The 15,081-nt window shown below is 41.1% G+C and carries 16 protein-coding genes and 1 other RNA gene; 4 read left to right on the top strand and 13 right to left on the bottom strand.

The genetic code is table 11. The annotated features are described in order from the left end of the window. Window positions 1-191: 191 nt before the first annotated feature. Entirely contained in the window at window positions 192-1,244 is a 1,053-nt protein-coding gene (locus ACTFWY_RS04345; RefSeq protein ID WP_311811067.1) for a DUF7278 family profilin-like fold-containing protein, read from the bottom strand. Window positions 1,245-1,308: 64 nt separating this feature from the next. On the opposite strand from ACTFWY_RS04345, the gene ACTFWY_RS04350 reads away from it, so the two are divergent. Then, window positions 1,309-1,740, top strand: a complete 432-nt coding sequence (locus tag ACTFWY_RS04350; protein WP_113849714.1) for a GNAT family N-acetyltransferase — start codon at window positions 1,309-1,311, stop codon at window positions 1,738-1,740. A gap of 50 nt (window positions 1,741-1,790) precedes the next feature. Here the strand turns inward: ACTFWY_RS04350 and ACTFWY_RS04355 are convergent, their stop codons facing one another. Both ACTFWY_RS04355 and ACTFWY_RS04360 read right to left on the bottom strand, forming a co-directional pair. Next, a complete protein-coding gene (locus ACTFWY_RS04355) occupies window positions 1,791-3,137 on the bottom strand; it encodes a DEAD/DEAH box helicase (protein WP_060814311.1) in 1,347 nt (448 codons plus the stop codon). 51 nt (window positions 3,138-3,188) lie between these two features. After that, entirely contained in the window at window positions 3,189-4,346 is a 1,158-nt protein-coding gene (locus tag ACTFWY_RS04360; RefSeq protein ID WP_003126631.1) for a VanZ family protein, read from the bottom strand. A 95-nt stretch (window positions 4,347-4,441) separates the two neighbouring features. On the opposite strand from ACTFWY_RS04360, the gene ACTFWY_RS04365 reads away from it, so the two are divergent. Further along, window positions 4,442-4,768, top strand: coding sequence for a hypothetical protein (locus ACTFWY_RS04365; protein ID WP_439926605.1), 327 nt, complete (start codon window positions 4,442-4,444; stop codon window positions 4,766-4,768). 241 nt (window positions 4,769-5,009) lie between these two features. Here ACTFWY_RS04365 and ACTFWY_RS04370 read toward each other — a convergent pair whose 3' ends face one another. The 8 genes from ACTFWY_RS04370 to ACTFWY_RS04405 form a co-directional block, all read right to left on the bottom strand. After that, a complete protein-coding gene (locus ACTFWY_RS04370) occupies window positions 5,010-5,234 on the bottom strand; it encodes a hypothetical protein (RefSeq protein WP_113849716.1) in 225 nt (74 codons plus the stop codon). 11 nt (window positions 5,235-5,245) lie between these two features. Then, complete coding sequence (locus ACTFWY_RS04375) at window positions 5,246-5,611, bottom strand: hypothetical protein (RefSeq protein WP_050801524.1); 366 nt, start codon at window positions 5,609-5,611, stop codon at window positions 5,246-5,248. A 72-nt stretch (window positions 5,612-5,683) separates the two neighbouring features. Further along, window positions 5,684-6,325 carry an HD domain-containing protein gene (locus tag ACTFWY_RS04380; RefSeq protein ID WP_029486827.1) on the bottom strand — a complete coding sequence of 214 codons (642 nt, stop codon included), beginning with the start codon at window positions 6,323-6,325 and terminating at the stop codon, window positions 5,684-5,686. 179 nt (window positions 6,326-6,504) lie between these two features. Continuing rightward, window positions 6,505-7,998: a carboxypeptidase M32 gene (locus ACTFWY_RS04385; protein WP_103300887.1), complete on the bottom strand. Its 1,494-nt coding sequence runs from the start codon at window positions 7,996-7,998 to the stop codon at window positions 6,505-6,507. Continuing rightward, the gene (locus ACTFWY_RS04390; RefSeq protein WP_003126638.1) at window positions 7,995-9,158 is read right to left on the bottom strand and encodes a THUMP domain-containing class I SAM-dependent RNA methyltransferase; all 1,164 of its coding nucleotides are present in this window, start codon (window positions 9,156-9,158) and stop codon (window positions 7,995-7,997) included. The genes ACTFWY_RS04385 and ACTFWY_RS04390 overlap by 4 nt, the downstream gene beginning before the upstream one ends. A gap of 66 nt (window positions 9,159-9,224) precedes the next feature. Then, window positions 9,225-9,591: RNase P RNA component class B (rnpB, locus tag ACTFWY_RS04395), an RNA gene on the bottom strand. A 17-nt stretch (window positions 9,592-9,608) separates the two neighbouring features. Beyond that, window positions 9,609-10,016, bottom strand: a complete 408-nt coding sequence (gene gpsB, locus ACTFWY_RS04400; protein WP_029486829.1) for a cell division regulator GpsB — start codon at window positions 10,014-10,016, stop codon at window positions 9,609-9,611. Between the two features lie 71 nt (window positions 10,017-10,087). Next, window positions 10,088-10,633, bottom strand: coding sequence for a DUF1273 domain-containing protein (locus tag ACTFWY_RS04405; RefSeq protein ID WP_060814316.1), 546 nt, complete (start codon window positions 10,631-10,633; stop codon window positions 10,088-10,090). A 70-nt stretch (window positions 10,634-10,703) separates the two neighbouring features. Between ACTFWY_RS04405 and recU the strand changes: the two genes are divergently transcribed. Together recU and ACTFWY_RS04415 are read left to right on the top strand one after the other, a co-directional pair. After that, complete coding sequence (recU, locus tag ACTFWY_RS04410; RefSeq protein ID WP_005473207.1) at window positions 10,704-11,330, top strand: Holliday junction resolvase RecU; 627 nt, start codon at window positions 10,704-10,706, stop codon at window positions 11,328-11,330. A 1-nt stretch (window position 11,331) separates the two neighbouring features. After that, entirely contained in the window at window positions 11,332-13,641 is a 2,310-nt protein-coding gene (locus ACTFWY_RS04415) for a PBP1A family penicillin-binding protein (RefSeq protein ID WP_029486830.1), read from the top strand. A 19-nt stretch (window positions 13,642-13,660) separates the two neighbouring features. Here ACTFWY_RS04415 and nth read toward each other — a convergent pair whose 3' ends face one another. Beyond that, window positions 13,661-14,326 carry an endonuclease III gene (nth, locus tag ACTFWY_RS04420; RefSeq protein WP_156247528.1) on the bottom strand — a complete coding sequence of 222 codons (666 nt, stop codon included), beginning with the start codon at window positions 14,324-14,326 and terminating at the stop codon, window positions 13,661-13,663. 12 nt (window positions 14,327-14,338) lie between these two features. After that, window positions 14,339-15,040 carry a DnaD domain protein gene (locus ACTFWY_RS04425; RefSeq protein ID WP_003126644.1) on the bottom strand — a complete coding sequence of 234 codons (702 nt, stop codon included), beginning with the start codon at window positions 15,038-15,040 and terminating at the stop codon, window positions 14,339-14,341. Between the last annotated feature and the right edge of the window lie 41 nt (window positions 15,041-15,081).

Raw genomic sequence — 15,081 nt, forward strand, 5'->3', positions numbered from 1 at the left:
GATCATTACCTCTCAGACTCGATAACGCAGAGCAGGCGTCAGCATTTCTACTGAATCAGATACCAAAGGGAGCGATCAATTAGGATTCTTGTTTTTCTCTCAGCTTTGAAAAACTTTCTGTAAAGAATGAACAAATCAACCATGTCCTTCGTCTTTAAAAGTATAAGGAAATGTTCACAAAAAGTCAATCCTCAAATCCGTTCTCGATCAATAATAACTGCTTTTCGGTAGCGGTATTTTTCAGGGTCCAACTGCTGGTTTGCTTGCAACATTTTGCGTGACCGATAATAACTAGCATAGGGCAATGTATCCAGTAATGGATTGCCGCACTCTGGCCAATCTTCCATCTTTAGAAATGAACTGTCAGTTAGCTCCCATCCATTGGCATACGGATAAATCAAGCCAAACATGTTCGGCTCAGCCAATGCTTTTTTGGTCAATTTGACACCATCCTCACAGGGTTTTTCATTGCCCCAACGAAATAAACGACGGGTCCCGGCGCCCACTGCATATTCCCACTGTTCTTCATTCATCAAATCATATCCCTGCTGTCCCAGCCAGTGCTGCAAGTCATTTTGGGTCATTCGTTGGTGGGTGTATACATGATAATTACCAGACACTGGATGCAGTTCCGCAAAGTACTGATTTTCGGCACTGATTGTTCTTGGCATTTCCCACTGCAAACTTTCTTCAAAACTTCGCGGCTGCTGAAATGCCTGCCGTATCTCGGAACCAAAAGTTTCAAATTGATCAACATGACCATGGAATTCTCCCGTGACTGTATCTAGTTCTCCAATCAAACGAGTACCCGCCGGCAGCGCCATTTTTTGCACCAACATAGGTGGAATGGCTGCTTTGCGTAATGGGCTCGTCGACTCATTGACAAAATCTCCCCACTCCTCAGCGTTTGACAATCCATAGCCTTCGATCAAGCGGCTCAGCGATGGATTAAGAGTTTCTTGCCACATTTTGGACCAGCAGGTTATCAGCAATCCCTGAATGCCCAAGTCCCAGCCTAGAATTGTTTCAGAATTTCCAGGCACAAAGACGAAGGGTTCCTCATCAATCGTTAATTCAAAGGTCTCACACTTGATTCCTGCATAGCTTGTTTTAATAAAATGAACATCTGTAATTTCTTTCAATGGGCTGACAAAGTACATGACTACTTGCTGAAACACTTGGCTTTTGACTTCAGCAGTCAAATTTTTCCAATTCGTCCATTGCAATGCTTCGAAAAAATCCACGAGCTTTCCCCTTTCATCTGCTACAATCAATATAGATTGAGTATACCATGAATTGGGAGGAAAAATGATGCAGCTTTATTTTGGGCGGGAGGACTGGATTCAGCAGGCTGTTTTTGCACTTAGAAGATTTGTCTTTGTCGACGAACAAGGAATCGCTCCTGAATTAGAATTTGATCAAAAAGATCAGTTCTGCCATTATTTTCTACTGGCAGAAGGCCAAGTACCAATTGCCACTATTCGCTATCAATCGTTGGATTCGCAAACGATTCAGCCCGATCGCTTTTGCGTGGCTAAAAACTATCGAAAGCAAGGGATAGGACGGCAGTTGTTAGCGGCCTATGAGCAAAAAGCGATCACCGATGGCTTTTGCTGGTCGGTTTTGTCTTCTGAAATTGCAGCAATCGGCTTTTATCAAAAATGCGGCTATGAGATCCTCTCTCCTCCTTTTGAAGAAGATGGAATCCTCTGTGTAAAAATGGGAAAAAATCTTTGCTAAAACGAAGGAACACCCAATAGCCATTGCCTGGCCGATGGGTGTTCCCTAAATTAGATACTGGAATTTTTTTTATTCTTGCGAGCAGAGCGATTCGACTGACGACGTTCGATCTTTCGTTTCTCTTTGTTTTTCTTATCAACAGCCCACTGAATTTTCTTCTTGTAGCCAGGCTTGATTTTTTTCTTTTTCTTCTTGACCAACCCAATCAATGTTGGGTCTAATTCGTCTCTTGATTTTTCACGTTTTTGTCGTCGATTCCGATCATATGTTGCAACGATCTCCCCGTTTTTGATTTCTTTTGGTTGGAATTTTACACCTAAATCTTCGATTGCTTGAATGGCTTGTTCGTCACTAGGATCATACAAAGTGATCGCTGTTCCAGCTAACTGATTACGTCCAGTACGTCCCACACGATGAATAAAGAAATCCAAATCCGCCGGAATCTCAGCATTGATTACATGCGAAACCCCCTCGATGTCAATCCCGCGAGCAGCTAAATCAGTTGCGACTACATATTGATACTCTAAATTTTGAACCTGACGCATCACACGTTTGCGTTCTCGCGGTGTGATATCGCCATGGATCTTGGCTACTTTCAGCCCTTTTTCTTTCAGATAGTCGGTTAATTCATCCACTCGGGATTTGGTATTGGCAAAAACAATCGCCAAATAAGGATGTCCCGTCGTTAGTAGTTGATAAACCAATTGATTCTTATCTTTTCCTTTAGTTGAGATCAACCAATTTTCAATGGATTCAGAGATGACTGCTTTCGGACGAATTTCTTCGATCAATGGATTTTCGAGATATTTTTTCAAAAATGGACGCAGCTTTTCTGGAATCGTTGCAGAGAAAACTAACATTTGCAGTTTTTCCGGCAATCGACTAGCAATTTGGTCCACTTCTTCCAAAAAGCCCATATCTAATGTCATATCTGCTTCATCAATGACAAAGGCTTGTGCCGTATGCACAGCCAGTGCTTGTTCATTGATCATATCTAGAATTCGTCCCGGTGTCCCGATAACAAGCTGCGGCTGCTGGTTTTGCAAACGGTCCATTTGTCGTTGTTTATCCGTGCCGCCTACAAAGTTGGTCACACGAATCTCTGGTTGCTGAAATTCTGCTAGTTGTTTTGCCGCTTGATAAATCTGCGTGGCTAATTCACGACTCGGTGCAGTGATCACGACTTGCACTTCATCTTTTTGCGGATCGATTTGATCCATCAAAGGAAGCAAAAATGTATGCGTCTTCCCACTTCCAGTTTGGGATTGTCCCACGACACTGCGACCTTTTTGGATCACAGGAATTAATTTTTCTTGAACTTCTGTTGGTGAAGTAAATTTCTTCTCCGCTAACGCTTCGTAAATAAATGGTTGAAATTTAAATGACTCAAAAGACATTCAAACACCTTCTTTCTATTGACATCTTTTGGATTATAGCATATTTCCAGCTCAATTCCTAACCTTGTTTCGCTGGATCGTGCTTACTACATAAGTAGCCGTTCTTTTTTCGTAAAAGAATCGCGGTTGTTTTTTGAATGCTGCCCAAAGGATGTTGCAATAAAATCCAAGTTGGATCAAACCAAAAATCAACACAACCAACAAACTCACTAGGACGAGCATTTGATTAGTAGATTGAATAAAAGGCGTAAACAACACATTGATGCGTGTCGCACTAACATAGATCAGATAGAGCAATCCATAACGCTTAAAAATTGCTCTGAAACTGACACGGGAATGGTTTTCCTCCATCACTCGAATGCGAACAAGTTTTTTTCCTAGCGTTTGTCCATTGAGAATATAATTCAAAAGAATAAAGTAAAGAACTACTTCTAGTAAAAAATACCAATAATCATTCGTAAAGTCATCGATTTCTTTATTCACAGTCACTCTTAACAGAATCATAAGCATCCAAGCGAATAAATTCAATATTCCCCAATCGATCAGCCAAGCAACAAATCGGCGAGTAAACGTCACTCGATTATCTTTGGCATAAGATTCGGCATCCATCTCTTCACGGGTAGGCAACAGGAAGGTAAACAATGGCGTCACCAAAAAGCCAATGGTCCCGCCAAGGGTATTGACAAATAAATCATTGACGTCAAACAACCGATAAGGGCGCGGATAAATAAAGTATAATCCAGTTAACTGAGTCAATTCAAAGAACAGTGATAAGCCAAAGGTTGCCACAATCGTCTTCGGAAAAGACAATTTAAAGTAGTAGCGCATATAGACACCAAAAGGCAGTGTCAAAAAAAGATTGAATAATGGCTCTAAGACTACGTTTTGCTTCAAAGCCGGAAGATACGTAGTGGGATCATTGATTTGTAACACCGTTTGCTGCAAAAAATGCTGCCAGGAAGCACCTAACTGCCACTCCATTTTGGGACCGGTCATTTGAGCGACTTCTTCAATACTCGGCAACGGCAAAATGACCAAGAAATAGGCACAAAGCAGATAAAAAACAAATGAATAAAGTACAATTGCTCGTGAAAAAATAAATCGGCCAAATTTACGGTATTGGCGCACAAAAAATATCGACGAGATTGCAAGTGCCAAGAATGGAAATAACAGTAATGCAACCTTGATTGGCATAAGATAAGCTGACATAACATCCTCCTAAAAATCTATTTCCTTTTAATCTTACACTGTAATTCCCAAAACGTAAATTTTGGAGTATGATAAATAAAAGGAGGTTAAAAAACATGTTGAATCCTTATTTTGCTTTTGGTGTGCCATTTTTTCTTTTATTGCTCTATATCGGCTTTGCGCTTTTTCGCCGTTCTTCTCATATTCCTTATTTAGGGTTTGTACTCTTTATCATTGCTGGATTTATGAGTGTATTCAGTTTCCAAGTGATCCAACAGGCGCTGACAGAAGTAAATAAAACCAATGCTACTGCGGTAGAGCAGGTCCATGGCTATTCCCTCTACTTATTAGCTATTCCGTTGCTGATCGGTCTCTTGTTAGTGATCCGCAATATTTTTCGGGGTTGTGCTAAAATCAAAAAAGTACGTCTCCAATCCAAATGAAAAAGATACAGTTTCACTTTATTCAAATGTTGACTGACAGGCGCTCTGAAAAACAAATGAATCCGTCAAACAAAACAATTATCCGAACGATAGCTGAATGATCAAGCGTACTTACATGCATGCGGACTTAAGTTAAGCGCATCGCATTCTTCATCGACTATCGTTCGGATATTTTTTTGTTTTGTGTTCTTCTGTTTTTCTTTAACCTACATACATTCATTGGGCATTTGCCCCTCTATTCTTACTCCTCGTCTAGAAAATCAGTCTCGGCCTGTGCAAGAAATTGCTCCTTGACTTCATCATCCAGTTGTTCCAAAAGATATTGCCAGTCGCTATTTGACAAAACGACCACATCCAAATCTTTTTCTTCGTCAATCAATTCGAGGTTGCTGTACTTATCACCCAGATCAAGAAATAAATCAGCGAGTGTTGCATCCTCAATGGTTAGGTATTCCGTTTTTTTCATCACCCATCACCTCAAAAATCAAAGAATTCGTAAAACAATATTTCAAACGATTGAATGGTTGTCATTTTTTGTAGCGTCAATAAATCCAAGCGGATAAACTCTTTTTCCACTAGAAAATAGTGATTGTCTTCTAATGCTTCTTCGATGAATGGCAGAATCTGTTCTTCATCTCCTTGCCGTTCCCTGGAAATACTAGAGATCTGATTAAATAAACGTTCATCTTGCAATAAAAAATACTCATCATCGTACCGGTAAATGGCAACTTGATAATTCCGGATGGGTAATGCTGCTCGAATGATAAAAAAACATTCCCCAGAATCAGAAAGTGCAGGTAATAATTCATTCGGTTTCAGCGCTTGTTTGTAATACATATCCATCCCTCCCCTTATTTATAATTATAGATAAATACAGAGGAAACACAAAGGAATCGAACTGAAGATTAAAAATTACTAAACATCCCATTCTCTATAAAATTCAGTTAAAAAGGTTGTCATAAAGTCTTTACGCCGCAGCGCTTCTTGTTTGCCAAAGTGTGTGTGCATTTTTTCAGGCAATAAAAACAACTTTTCATAGAAATGATTGATCACGGTGGTCCCTTTTCGATAGTCAGCGTGGTTTGTGAACGTTTTCGGCGCTCGCTCTGATTCATGGATCGGATGCTGATGTGCACCGCCAAAGTAACTAGTACGCAAAATACCAATTGCGCCCAATGCATCTAAGCGATCCGCATCTTTCACGATTTGTCCTTCTAAAGAGGAGACTTGTGCCCCTGCCAATAACTCTTTTGAGAAAGAGAGATTCTCAATGATTGTAAATATATGACTGATTTGTTCTGCTGTGGCTCCAGCAGCGAGAAGGCATTGCTGCACTTCTTCTTTGGCTTTCACCACATCTTTCACCACCTTATCATCAATGGTATCGTGCAAAAATGCCGCTGCTTCCACAACGTAATCATCTACTTGCAGTTGATCTTCGGCAATGATCTGTTTAGCCATTGCGGCTACTCTCTTGACATGATCAAAGCCATGCCCTGTGTGATCAGTTCCCAAAATCAATTTGGCATATTCATAAATTGGTGCTATATCAGCCATTTTTTGAAACTCCTGTCTTTTTTATCTTGTTTCTATTGCTAGCATTCTGATTCAATCGTCCGATTCCATCAAAGTATCAGAACCTAAAGTCAATAAAGACTATCGTCTAGCTACCTAGTTTGCCGTGCGTTTTTTTAAAGATGAGAAGAAGCCTTTCGAGTGAACGAAAGGCTTGCTCATTAGCGGATTTGATAAACAGAAAAATAAACCTTCCGCAGATAATCCAATAAATATTGCGGATTTAACAGTTCTCCTGTCGCATCCAGAATCAATTGATTTGGTTTTTTAGAAGCCCCGTATTGATGAATGTGCGTGGTCAACCATTGGCGGATCTCTGAATAATCATCAGAAGCCAATACAGCATCGACATCGATCTCTTTTTCCATTGCATGAAAAAGCTGTGCCGCATACATGTATCCTAACGCGTATGATGGGAAATAGCCAAAACTTGACCCTGACCAATGAACGTCTTGCAAGATACCTTCTAAATCATTTTGCGGACGTACGCCTAAGTATTCTTCATATTTATCATTCCAAATAGTTGGCAGATCTTCCACATTCACTTCTTCATTGAAAATCATCTTCTCAATCTCGTAACGGATAATGATATGCAAAACATACGTCAGGCTATCTGCTTCGATCCGAATCAAACTTGCTTGGGTAAATTTTAATGCATTGTAGAAAGTCTCAAAGGAAACATCATCGAAAGTTCCTTCTGCACACTCTTGAAAATAAGGGTATTGTTTCTCCCAAAAATTACGATTGCTACCGATAATGATCTCATTGAATAAAGATTGCGATTCATGGATTCCCATGGATGCTCCTTCGTGGACCGGCGTTCCTTCAAATTTTTCATCAATGTTTTGTTCATACATGCCGTGGCCTGCTTCATGAATCACGCCGAATATTCCCATCGAAAAATCTTCTTCATTCCAACGAGTCGTCAAGCGAACATCATTGTGGTTAATGCCGGTCGCAAAAGGATGCACCGTATTGTCCAACCGCCCGCGAGAAAAATCATACCCTAAGTCTGTGATGACTTTCGAGATGAATTTCCGCTGTTGCGCCTCTGTCATTTTACGAGATAAGATCGTTGTATCTGGTGGAGTACCTTTTTCTAACTGGCGACGAATATCCATGATTCCATCACGAACTTGTGAAAACACATTATCCAAGATTTCAACGGTCATGTTCGGTTCATATTGATTCAAAAGAACATCATAATTTGTCCGTTCCTCTTTTTTCCAATAAGGGATCAGCTCTTTTGTCAAACGGATATTCTCAGCTAATGCTTCCTTGAATAAAGAGAAATCTTTCGCTTTGCGGGCTTGCGTCCAAGCAGTATGAGCTCTAGAAGTAGCAGCAGAAGCTGCGATCGCTAATTCATTAGGAACATTTTTTTGGAGCTCATATTCTTCTTTCACCAGCTGATAAGCTGCTTGACCAACTTCAGATAATTCATCAGGGTGCTGACCAAAATAAGTAATGGCTTCTTGGATCGTTGGTCCGACTTTCTTTTCGAAATACAAGCCATACAAGTAGCTGTCAACTTCACTGCGATATTCGCTGGCCTTTTCAGGCATTCCCGTCTGAGTATCCCAACCAAGGATTCCCATTGCTTGTGACAGCAAATCGAGCTCTTTTAATTCTTTTAGAAATTCTTGTTCTTTCATTCAACCGTCTCCTTTTTACGCGGTGGGCGACTGCCCCAATACTGGAAGAAATCCGTACGCAACGCACCATTATATAGTTTGCGTTTCTTGGTTGCTTTTTCACCATAGTGGGTCTCAAATGTAAGGTCACTGGTCAAAATGTATTTGCTCCAAGTTTTTAATGGCCGAAAGACTTCGCCCATTTCACGGTACAAGCGCTGTACCGTCTCTTCTTCTCCTAAACGTTCCCCATATGGTGGGTTGGCAACGATCACGCCGTATTCTTTGTCTGTTTTAAAATCTTTGACTGCTTGTTGTTTGAAGGTGATGGAATCACCTAGACCAATCTCTTCCGCGTTTGCTTTGGCGATTTCGATCATCCGTCCATTGATATCTGAGCCCATAATGTCCAGTTGGCTATCGTAATCGGCTGCTTCGTCTGCCTGAGCTCTTACAGTCTCAAATACTTCAGCTGGAACCCAATCCCATGTCTCACAGACAAAGGAGCGATTGAATCCAGGGGCAATATTATGTCCGATCAGTGCTGCTTCGATGCACAGTGTACCGGAACCGCATACAGGATCAACAAACGGTCGGTCTTTGCGCCAGTTGGTCAACATGACTAATGCTGCAGCCATATTTTCTTTTAAGGGTGCGCCCCCTTTTTCTAGTCGATAGCCACGTTTGAACAAACTCGGTCCTGTCGTATCGAGTGTGATCATGGCATGATCTTTCAACAAAGCAACTTCCAACTGAAAGAAAGCACCACTTTCAGTTAAAGGAACACTTGCAGGGCGATGATAAACTTCCCGTAATCGATTAACGATCGCTTTTTTTGTGATTGCCTGACAATCAGGCACACTGAATAACTTCGATTTGATCGATTTACCTGCCACAGGAAACTCTGCGTCTAGCGGCAGAAAGTCTTCCCAAGGTAATGCTTTGACTTGCTCAAATAATTCATCAAAGGTGTATACATCAAATTCCCCCACCACAATCTTAATGCGGTCAGCTGTGCGTAACCAGAGATTGGCGGTTGCAATGGTCTCCAACGTTCCTTTGAAACGAGCCCGTCCATTTTCTACTTGGCATTCAATGCCTAAATCTCGCAACTCCTTACCAACTAGCGCTTCTAACCCACTAGCAGCGGTTGCGACACAATCAAATACTTTTTCTGTCATAGATTTCTCCTTCTTGATATAAAAAAACCTTCCGTTGCTGGAAGGATTCCCTGATCTGCTGTGATTTTCTATAAGCCATGTTCTGTCCACGTCTTCCTCAGGGAGAAGAAAACGTTGGGTAATTATCTATCTGCAATTACTTGCCTTTTTGCTCCGTTCATTTCCGTGCAAAAAGCGCCCCTACCATTGTTTGGGTTGCTCGCTCGAGGGGTTTACCGCGTTCCACCAAGACGATTTCCCGTCTTGCTTCGTCACTGTGGCACTTTCAAGGATACTTTGGCATAGCTCGCGCCTTAGCCATTTTTCCTGCCGTTACTCTTTCAAGTACCCTAGCTTATTGTTTCGCTAGGCACGATCACTACAAGCATCTCAGCTTGTGCGAGCATGGACTTTCCTCAGCATAATCAAAGTTATGCCGCAATTACCCGAAAACCACAGCAATCAAATTGATTAGAATTGACGTGTTTTTTCGTTATCGTCTTCAAAATCAGCATTTGTGTAGTTGCTGTTGTATGAAGAGGAACGTGTAACTGGTTCTTCTTGATCCAATTTTTTGCCAAAAACTTCTTTTTCCAAATTAGACAAACGTTTCAAAATATCAAAATTTGTCACTGTTTGACTTTTTGGCGCTTCTTGTTGGACCCGTGATGCAATCGCTTGGTTCTTAGAAAGTTGATCGATTTTTGCATTCAAACGATCGTTTTCTTCTTGCAATGCTAAAATCTCTTTGTTGTAGCTCTCGTAGTCTTTGATGATATTGTCTAAAAATTCATCGACTTCCACTGGATCATAGCCGCGCATTTTTGTTTTAAATTCTTGTTGAAGAATATCCTTGGGACTAAAAATTAGATTTGCCATTATTTACACCTCATTGATTTTTCCAAATGATTTTCACTTTCTAGACCATTCTATCAAAAAACTCTCAGAAATCAAAGTAAATTACTATCAAATGTTGCGTTTTGCAGATCATCCATTGTAATTTGATCGATCTCGTAAGGATGATCCTCCCGATATTTCTTCGCATCTTTCAAAAAAAAGCTGGTTTTTCCAGGGAATTCTTCATCATAAAGCAGCAACGCACCATCTGTGTGTTCCAATAGAAACTGGGTATGATTTCTTAATTGGCTTGGTTCTTTGTAGGGTTGATGGCTAGTGGCATTCACATAATCAGCGCTCATTTGCACTCGTTGCAACATTTGCTGGTTCGCTTCATTCCAGTTTTCACCAAATCCTTGAAACGGATAAATGATCCCTAGTTTGATTTCTGGATAGTCTTTTTGCAAAAGCTCCACCACTTCTGCACACCACATTTCTGCTCCTAGATTGCCACTGATCAGCACCCATTCCAGTCCTTGTTCAATGTAAGAAAGCAAAGACATTTTTATTACTTTCTTAATAATTTTGATTTTGGGATCTTTTTCTTGAAATACACCAAGTTCAAAGCTGCGGTAGCCAGTAAAATATAAGGTTTTCATTGTTTAAGCAGTCATCTCTTTTCTTTCCAAACGTCTTTTTGGTATAATGATGCCTAGGAGTGTGAATAACATGGTCATTCGATACCCTAACGGTCAGTCTTCTGCTTATGATGGCGGTAAAAAACAAAAATTGCAAGAAAAAATAGCTCGGCCAAAAACTTTCGCGAACCGCGGAATGCGTTTTGAAGAAGCAATCAATCAAAGCAATGCCTATTATTTGAATCGTCAAGCAGCAGTCATTCATAAAAAACCTACACCTGTTCAGATCGTTAAGGTGGATTATCCCCGCCGCAGTGCAGCTGTGATTAAAGAAGCTTACTTCCGAGAAGCCTCTACCACGGACTATAATGGTGTTTATCGCGGATATTACTTGGATTTTGAAGCCAAAGAGACACAGAATAAAACCTCTTTCCCCTTCAAAAATTTTCATGAGCATCAGATTCAGCATATGGAAAACTGTCTGACGCAGCAAGGAGTCTGCTTTGTCTTGTTATGGTTCTCAAGCTTGCAACGCTGCTTTTTTTTGACGAGCAGCAACTTGATCACAGAGTGGCATCAACAAAAAACAACAGGTAAAAAATCGCTGCCTCTTGCCTATATAGAGAAAAACGGCATTGAGATCATCCCAGGAATCGCTCCGCGTATTCCTTATTTAAAAGCAGTAGATCAATTTTTGTCAATGAAGGAGAATGATTAGTATGGCGAAAGAATCGCAATCGAGAGCTTCTCGACATGATTCTAAGAAAGCGGCGGCTGCATATAAAGGCCCCAAACAAAAAAAGCCGAAAGGAAAACGAACGATTGGCAGTATTTTACTTCGTACCTTTATGGGGCTCTTCTTTTTAGGATGTCTCGGTCTCTTATCAGGGATGGGACTTTTTTGGTGGTACGCTAAAGATGCACCACCATTAGATGAGAAACAGCTCGATTCTGCTGCTTCCTCCAGGTTCTACGCCTCCAATGGAGATCTGATCCTCGATTTTGGTAGCGAGACCCGTGAAAAAATCACTGCGAATGAAATTCCGCAGCAATTGGAAGATGCGATTGTATCTGTAGAGGATCGTCGTTTCTATCAACACATTGGAGTAGACCCTATCCGTATCATTGGATCGGCATTGTCGAACGTGACGACTGGTGGCATGCAAGGTGGGAGCACCCTAACACAGCAATTGATCAAATTATCCTTCTTCTCTACTAGTGCAGAAGATCAGACGTTGCGAAGAAAAGCGCAAGAAGCTTGGATGGCCGTCAGACTGGAACAAACAAAATCCAAACAAGAAATCTTGACCTACTATATCAATAAAGTGTACATGTCTAACGGTGTCTATGGGATGCAGACAGCTGCCATGAAGTTCTATAACAAGACATTGGATCAACTAGATTTGGCTCAAACAGCATTAATCGCTGGATTGCCAAACGCCCCTTCTGCTTATGATCCATATGCTCACCCAGATAAAGCTAAACAGCGACGAGATCTTGTTCTGTTAACCATGTATGAGAATGAAAAAATCACTAAAGACGAATATGAAGCAGCCAAAGCCGAAGATATTTCAGAAGGATTGCAAAAAAATCCGCAACGAAATAACGAATGGAAATATTATGACAATTACTTTAAAGAAGTGATTGATGAAGTAAAAGCAAAAACCGGCAAAGATGTCTATACGGATGGATTGGACATCTATACGAATCTTGATGTCAATACCCAAAAACGATTGTATGACATCGTTAATAGTGACGAATACATCAATTTCCCAGATGATAAAATGCAAGTAGCCGCTACTCTGGTAGATGTTAATAGTGGTAAAGTTGTCGCGCAAATCGGTGCTCGTCATGTGGAAGACGATGTTGTCTTAGGTAATAATTTAGCAGTCAACGTCACTCGTGACTTTGGCTCAACCGTTAAACCCCTGACAGACTATGGTCCAGCCTTCCAATTTTTACAAAATTCAACAGGCCGCATGATTTTGGACGAACCCTATAATTATGTGGGGACGAACACACCAATCTACAACTGGGATCGACAATATATGGGAAATATCACTTTGCGGACAGCACTGGCTCAATCGAGAAATGTTCCAGCAGCAAAGCTTTTTGAAGAAGTAGGTGCTGACAATATTTCTTCCTTCTTGAAAGGCCTAGGTATTGAATACAAAAACATTGAACAGTCCAATGCAATTTCCAGCAACACATCAGAAATCGATGGCACCAAGTATGGGATCTCTAGCTTGAAAATGGCTGCTGCTTATGCTGCCTTTTCAAATGGCGGAACCTATTACGAGCCGCAATATGTCAATAAGATCGTTTCGCAAGATGGAACAGTTGATGAAGACTCCTTCAAAGTGGAAGGTCAAAAAGCGATGGATGATACGACAGCCTATATGGTCACCGATATTCTGAAAGACGTGATTTCTGTCGGAACAGGAACCAATGCCCAAATCGATGGACTTTACCAAGCTGGGAAAACTGGGACTTCCAATTATGATGACAATCAATTGGCTCAATTGGATACGTCAAACGGTGCTTACCCGGATATCACGTTTGCAGGTTATACCCCATCCTTTTCTTTAGCTGTTTGGACAGGATATAATGATAAAATGACGCCGATCACAGACAGCAGTACTCATGTTGCCTCAGATGTTTATCGGGAATTGATGCAATTTGTCTCAGCCTCTGTTGAGAACCGCGACTGGAAAATGCCCGCAGATTTGACCCGGATCGGCAATGAGCTTTACATCAAAGGGACTTACCAGCAACCAAGTTCTAGCACAAGATCAACGATCAGCTCTTCTTCGCTTCCTGAATCAACACCAGAAAGCAGTTCTGAAATCGTTGAATCTAGCAGTTCAACGGAAGAATCGATTCCACCAGTTGAATCTTCTTCTGAAAGCTCACAATCTACACCGCCACCGTCAGAAAGTGAAAGCACACCATCGTCTTCTTCGGAGTCAAGCTCGACGCCATCATCTTCGTCGACTACTCCAGGGACAAATGAAACAAATCCTGAATAAAAAAATGTTCAGCCGCCTCTCATTGAGGTAGCTGAACTTTTTTTGCGCGCATCCGCAGTTGTCCTTCTTGGCACATTGTCAATAATGGGCAAACTTCACATTTTGGCGCTCTAGCTGTGCAATGGTATCGTCCAAAGAAAATCAGTGTGTGATGTGTTTTGACCCAAAGATCTTCTGGCACTTTTTTCATCAATGTTTGTTCTACTTCTAAGACATTCGCATCTAATCGGCAAATCCGTAAGCGCTTGGTTACTCGTTCGACGTGGGTATCCACAGCGATTGCCGGAATACCAAACGCATCACCTAAAACAACGTTGGCTGTTTTTCTTCCGACCCCCGGTAATGACACTAATTCCTCGCGGGTTCTAGGTACTTGGCCATTGAATCGTTCGATAAGCTGGGACGCACAAGCCTTGATATTTTTTGCTTTGTTGCGATAAAGACCGATCGTCCGTATTTTCTCAATGATTTCCTCAACAGGGGCTGCTGCCAAGGCCTCAGGTGTCGGATAGGCAGCAAATAGTGTGGGGGTCACTTTATTGACTGACACATCCGTAGCCTGAGCACTTAAAATCACAGCAATCAACAGTTCAAACGGATTTTTGGAAATCAGTTCTCCGTGAGCGTCGGGGAACATTTGGTACATTTGTTCCAATGCGATCATAGTTTTTGCTTTACTGATCATGACAACTCTCCTTTATTCCCCTTCTAACCAATTATGCATAGGAATCTTAGGAACGGGTCCATTCGTTTGTTCCAAATTTTCTTTCTGCATAAACTGTTTTTTACGGCGTTTTTGTTCTTCTTCTACTTGTTCTTTCGAGGTAATATTTTTCCGTTCCCAAGAAAGTAAAATGCGATCAATATAATTCAAACTGTAAGCTTGATTCAAAACCGCCTCACGTAACGCAAATTGAATCAAATCCGGCTGGTATTTATCTTCTTCCAGCCATTGTGAAATTCGCTGGTATTCGATTGCTGAAAGCGGACGGCCAAATTCGGACTCAAACATTTGATAAAGCGAACGTACTTTTGAATCATAGCTCTGCTTTTCCTCCTGCTGATTTTTTTGCCGCAAACAAACTTCCAGTCGTTCATAGATTCCAGAAAACTCATAGTAATCCACCATCTTCCCTGCTGAATCTTTCTTGGATTCGATCGCGATGATCTGTTTATTCAATAGCTCATTCAACCATTTATAGATTTCTTTTTGCTCACTTCCCATCCCTTTAGCAATCATCGCTAAATCAGGAAAATCATTGCCTTGTTCGTGATAACGATACAACTGAAGCCATAATACAAATTCATCATTGGTTAAACCAAGGCTATGATAGTTTTCCAAAAGCAGATTGGAGACAGTTGTTTGCCCCTGGGCTAAATATTCTTGTAAAGAAATCATCTTATTGTCCTCTTTTCCCATCGTTACATAAAAACCATTTT

Source organism: Enterococcus sp. 125944 (assembly GCF_051909435.1).
Taxonomy (GTDB): domain Bacteria; phylum Bacillota; class Bacilli; order Lactobacillales; family Enterococcaceae; genus Enterococcus_D; species Enterococcus_D gallinarum.

What these genes read in the sequence shown, in the direction of transcription:
- ACTFWY_RS04385 (WP_103300887.1), bottom strand. Translation starts at nt 7,998, where the DNA reads ATGAAAGAACAAGAATTTCTAAAAGAATTAAAAGAGCTCGATTTGCTG.
- ACTFWY_RS04350 (WP_113849714.1), top strand. Translation starts at nt 1,309, where the DNA reads ATGATGCAGCTTTATTTTGGGCGGGAGGACTGGATTCAGCAGGCTGTT.
- ACTFWY_RS04425 (WP_003126644.1), bottom strand. Translation starts at nt 15,040, where the DNA reads ATGATTTCTTTACAAGAATATTTAGCCCAGGGGCAAACAACTGTCTCC.
- gpsB (WP_029486829.1), bottom strand. Translation starts at nt 10,016, where the DNA reads ATGGCAAATCTAATTTTTAGTCCCAAGGATATTCTTCAACAAGAATTT.
- ACTFWY_RS04360 (WP_003126631.1), bottom strand. Translation starts at nt 4,346, where the DNA reads ATGTCAGCTTATCTTATGCCAATCAAGGTTGCATTACTGTTATTTCCA.
- ACTFWY_RS04355 (WP_060814311.1), bottom strand. Translation starts at nt 3,137, where the DNA reads ATGTCTTTTGAGTCATTTAAATTTCAACCATTTATTTACGAAGCGTTA.
- ACTFWY_RS04415 (WP_029486830.1), top strand. Translation starts at nt 11,332, where the DNA reads ATGGCGAAAGAATCGCAATCGAGAGCTTCTCGACATGATTCTAAGAAA.
- ACTFWY_RS04365 (WP_439926605.1), top strand. Translation starts at nt 4,442, where the DNA reads ATGTTGAATCCTTATTTTGCTTTTGGTGTGCCATTTTTTCTTTTATTG.
- recU (WP_005473207.1), top strand. Translation starts at nt 10,704, where the DNA reads ATGGTCATTCGATACCCTAACGGTCAGTCTTCTGCTTATGATGGCGGT.
- ACTFWY_RS04370 (WP_113849716.1), bottom strand. Translation starts at nt 5,234, where the DNA reads ATGAAAAAAACGGAATACCTAACCATTGAGGATGCAACACTCGCTGAT.
- ACTFWY_RS04405 (WP_060814316.1), bottom strand. Translation starts at nt 10,633, where the DNA reads ATGAAAACCTTATATTTTACTGGCTACCGCAGCTTTGAACTTGGTGTA.
- ACTFWY_RS04390 (WP_003126638.1), bottom strand. Translation starts at nt 9,158, where the DNA reads ATGACAGAAAAAGTATTTGATTGTGTCGCAACCGCTGCTAGTGGGTTA.
- ACTFWY_RS04380 (WP_029486827.1), bottom strand. Translation starts at nt 6,325, where the DNA reads ATGGCTGATATAGCACCAATTTATGAATATGCCAAATTGATTTTGGGA.
- ACTFWY_RS04375 (WP_050801524.1), bottom strand. Translation starts at nt 5,611, where the DNA reads ATGGATATGTATTACAAACAAGCGCTGAAACCGAATGAATTATTACCT.
- nth (WP_156247528.1), bottom strand. Translation starts at nt 14,326, where the DNA reads ATGATCAGTAAAGCAAAAACTATGATCGCATTGGAACAAATGTACCAA.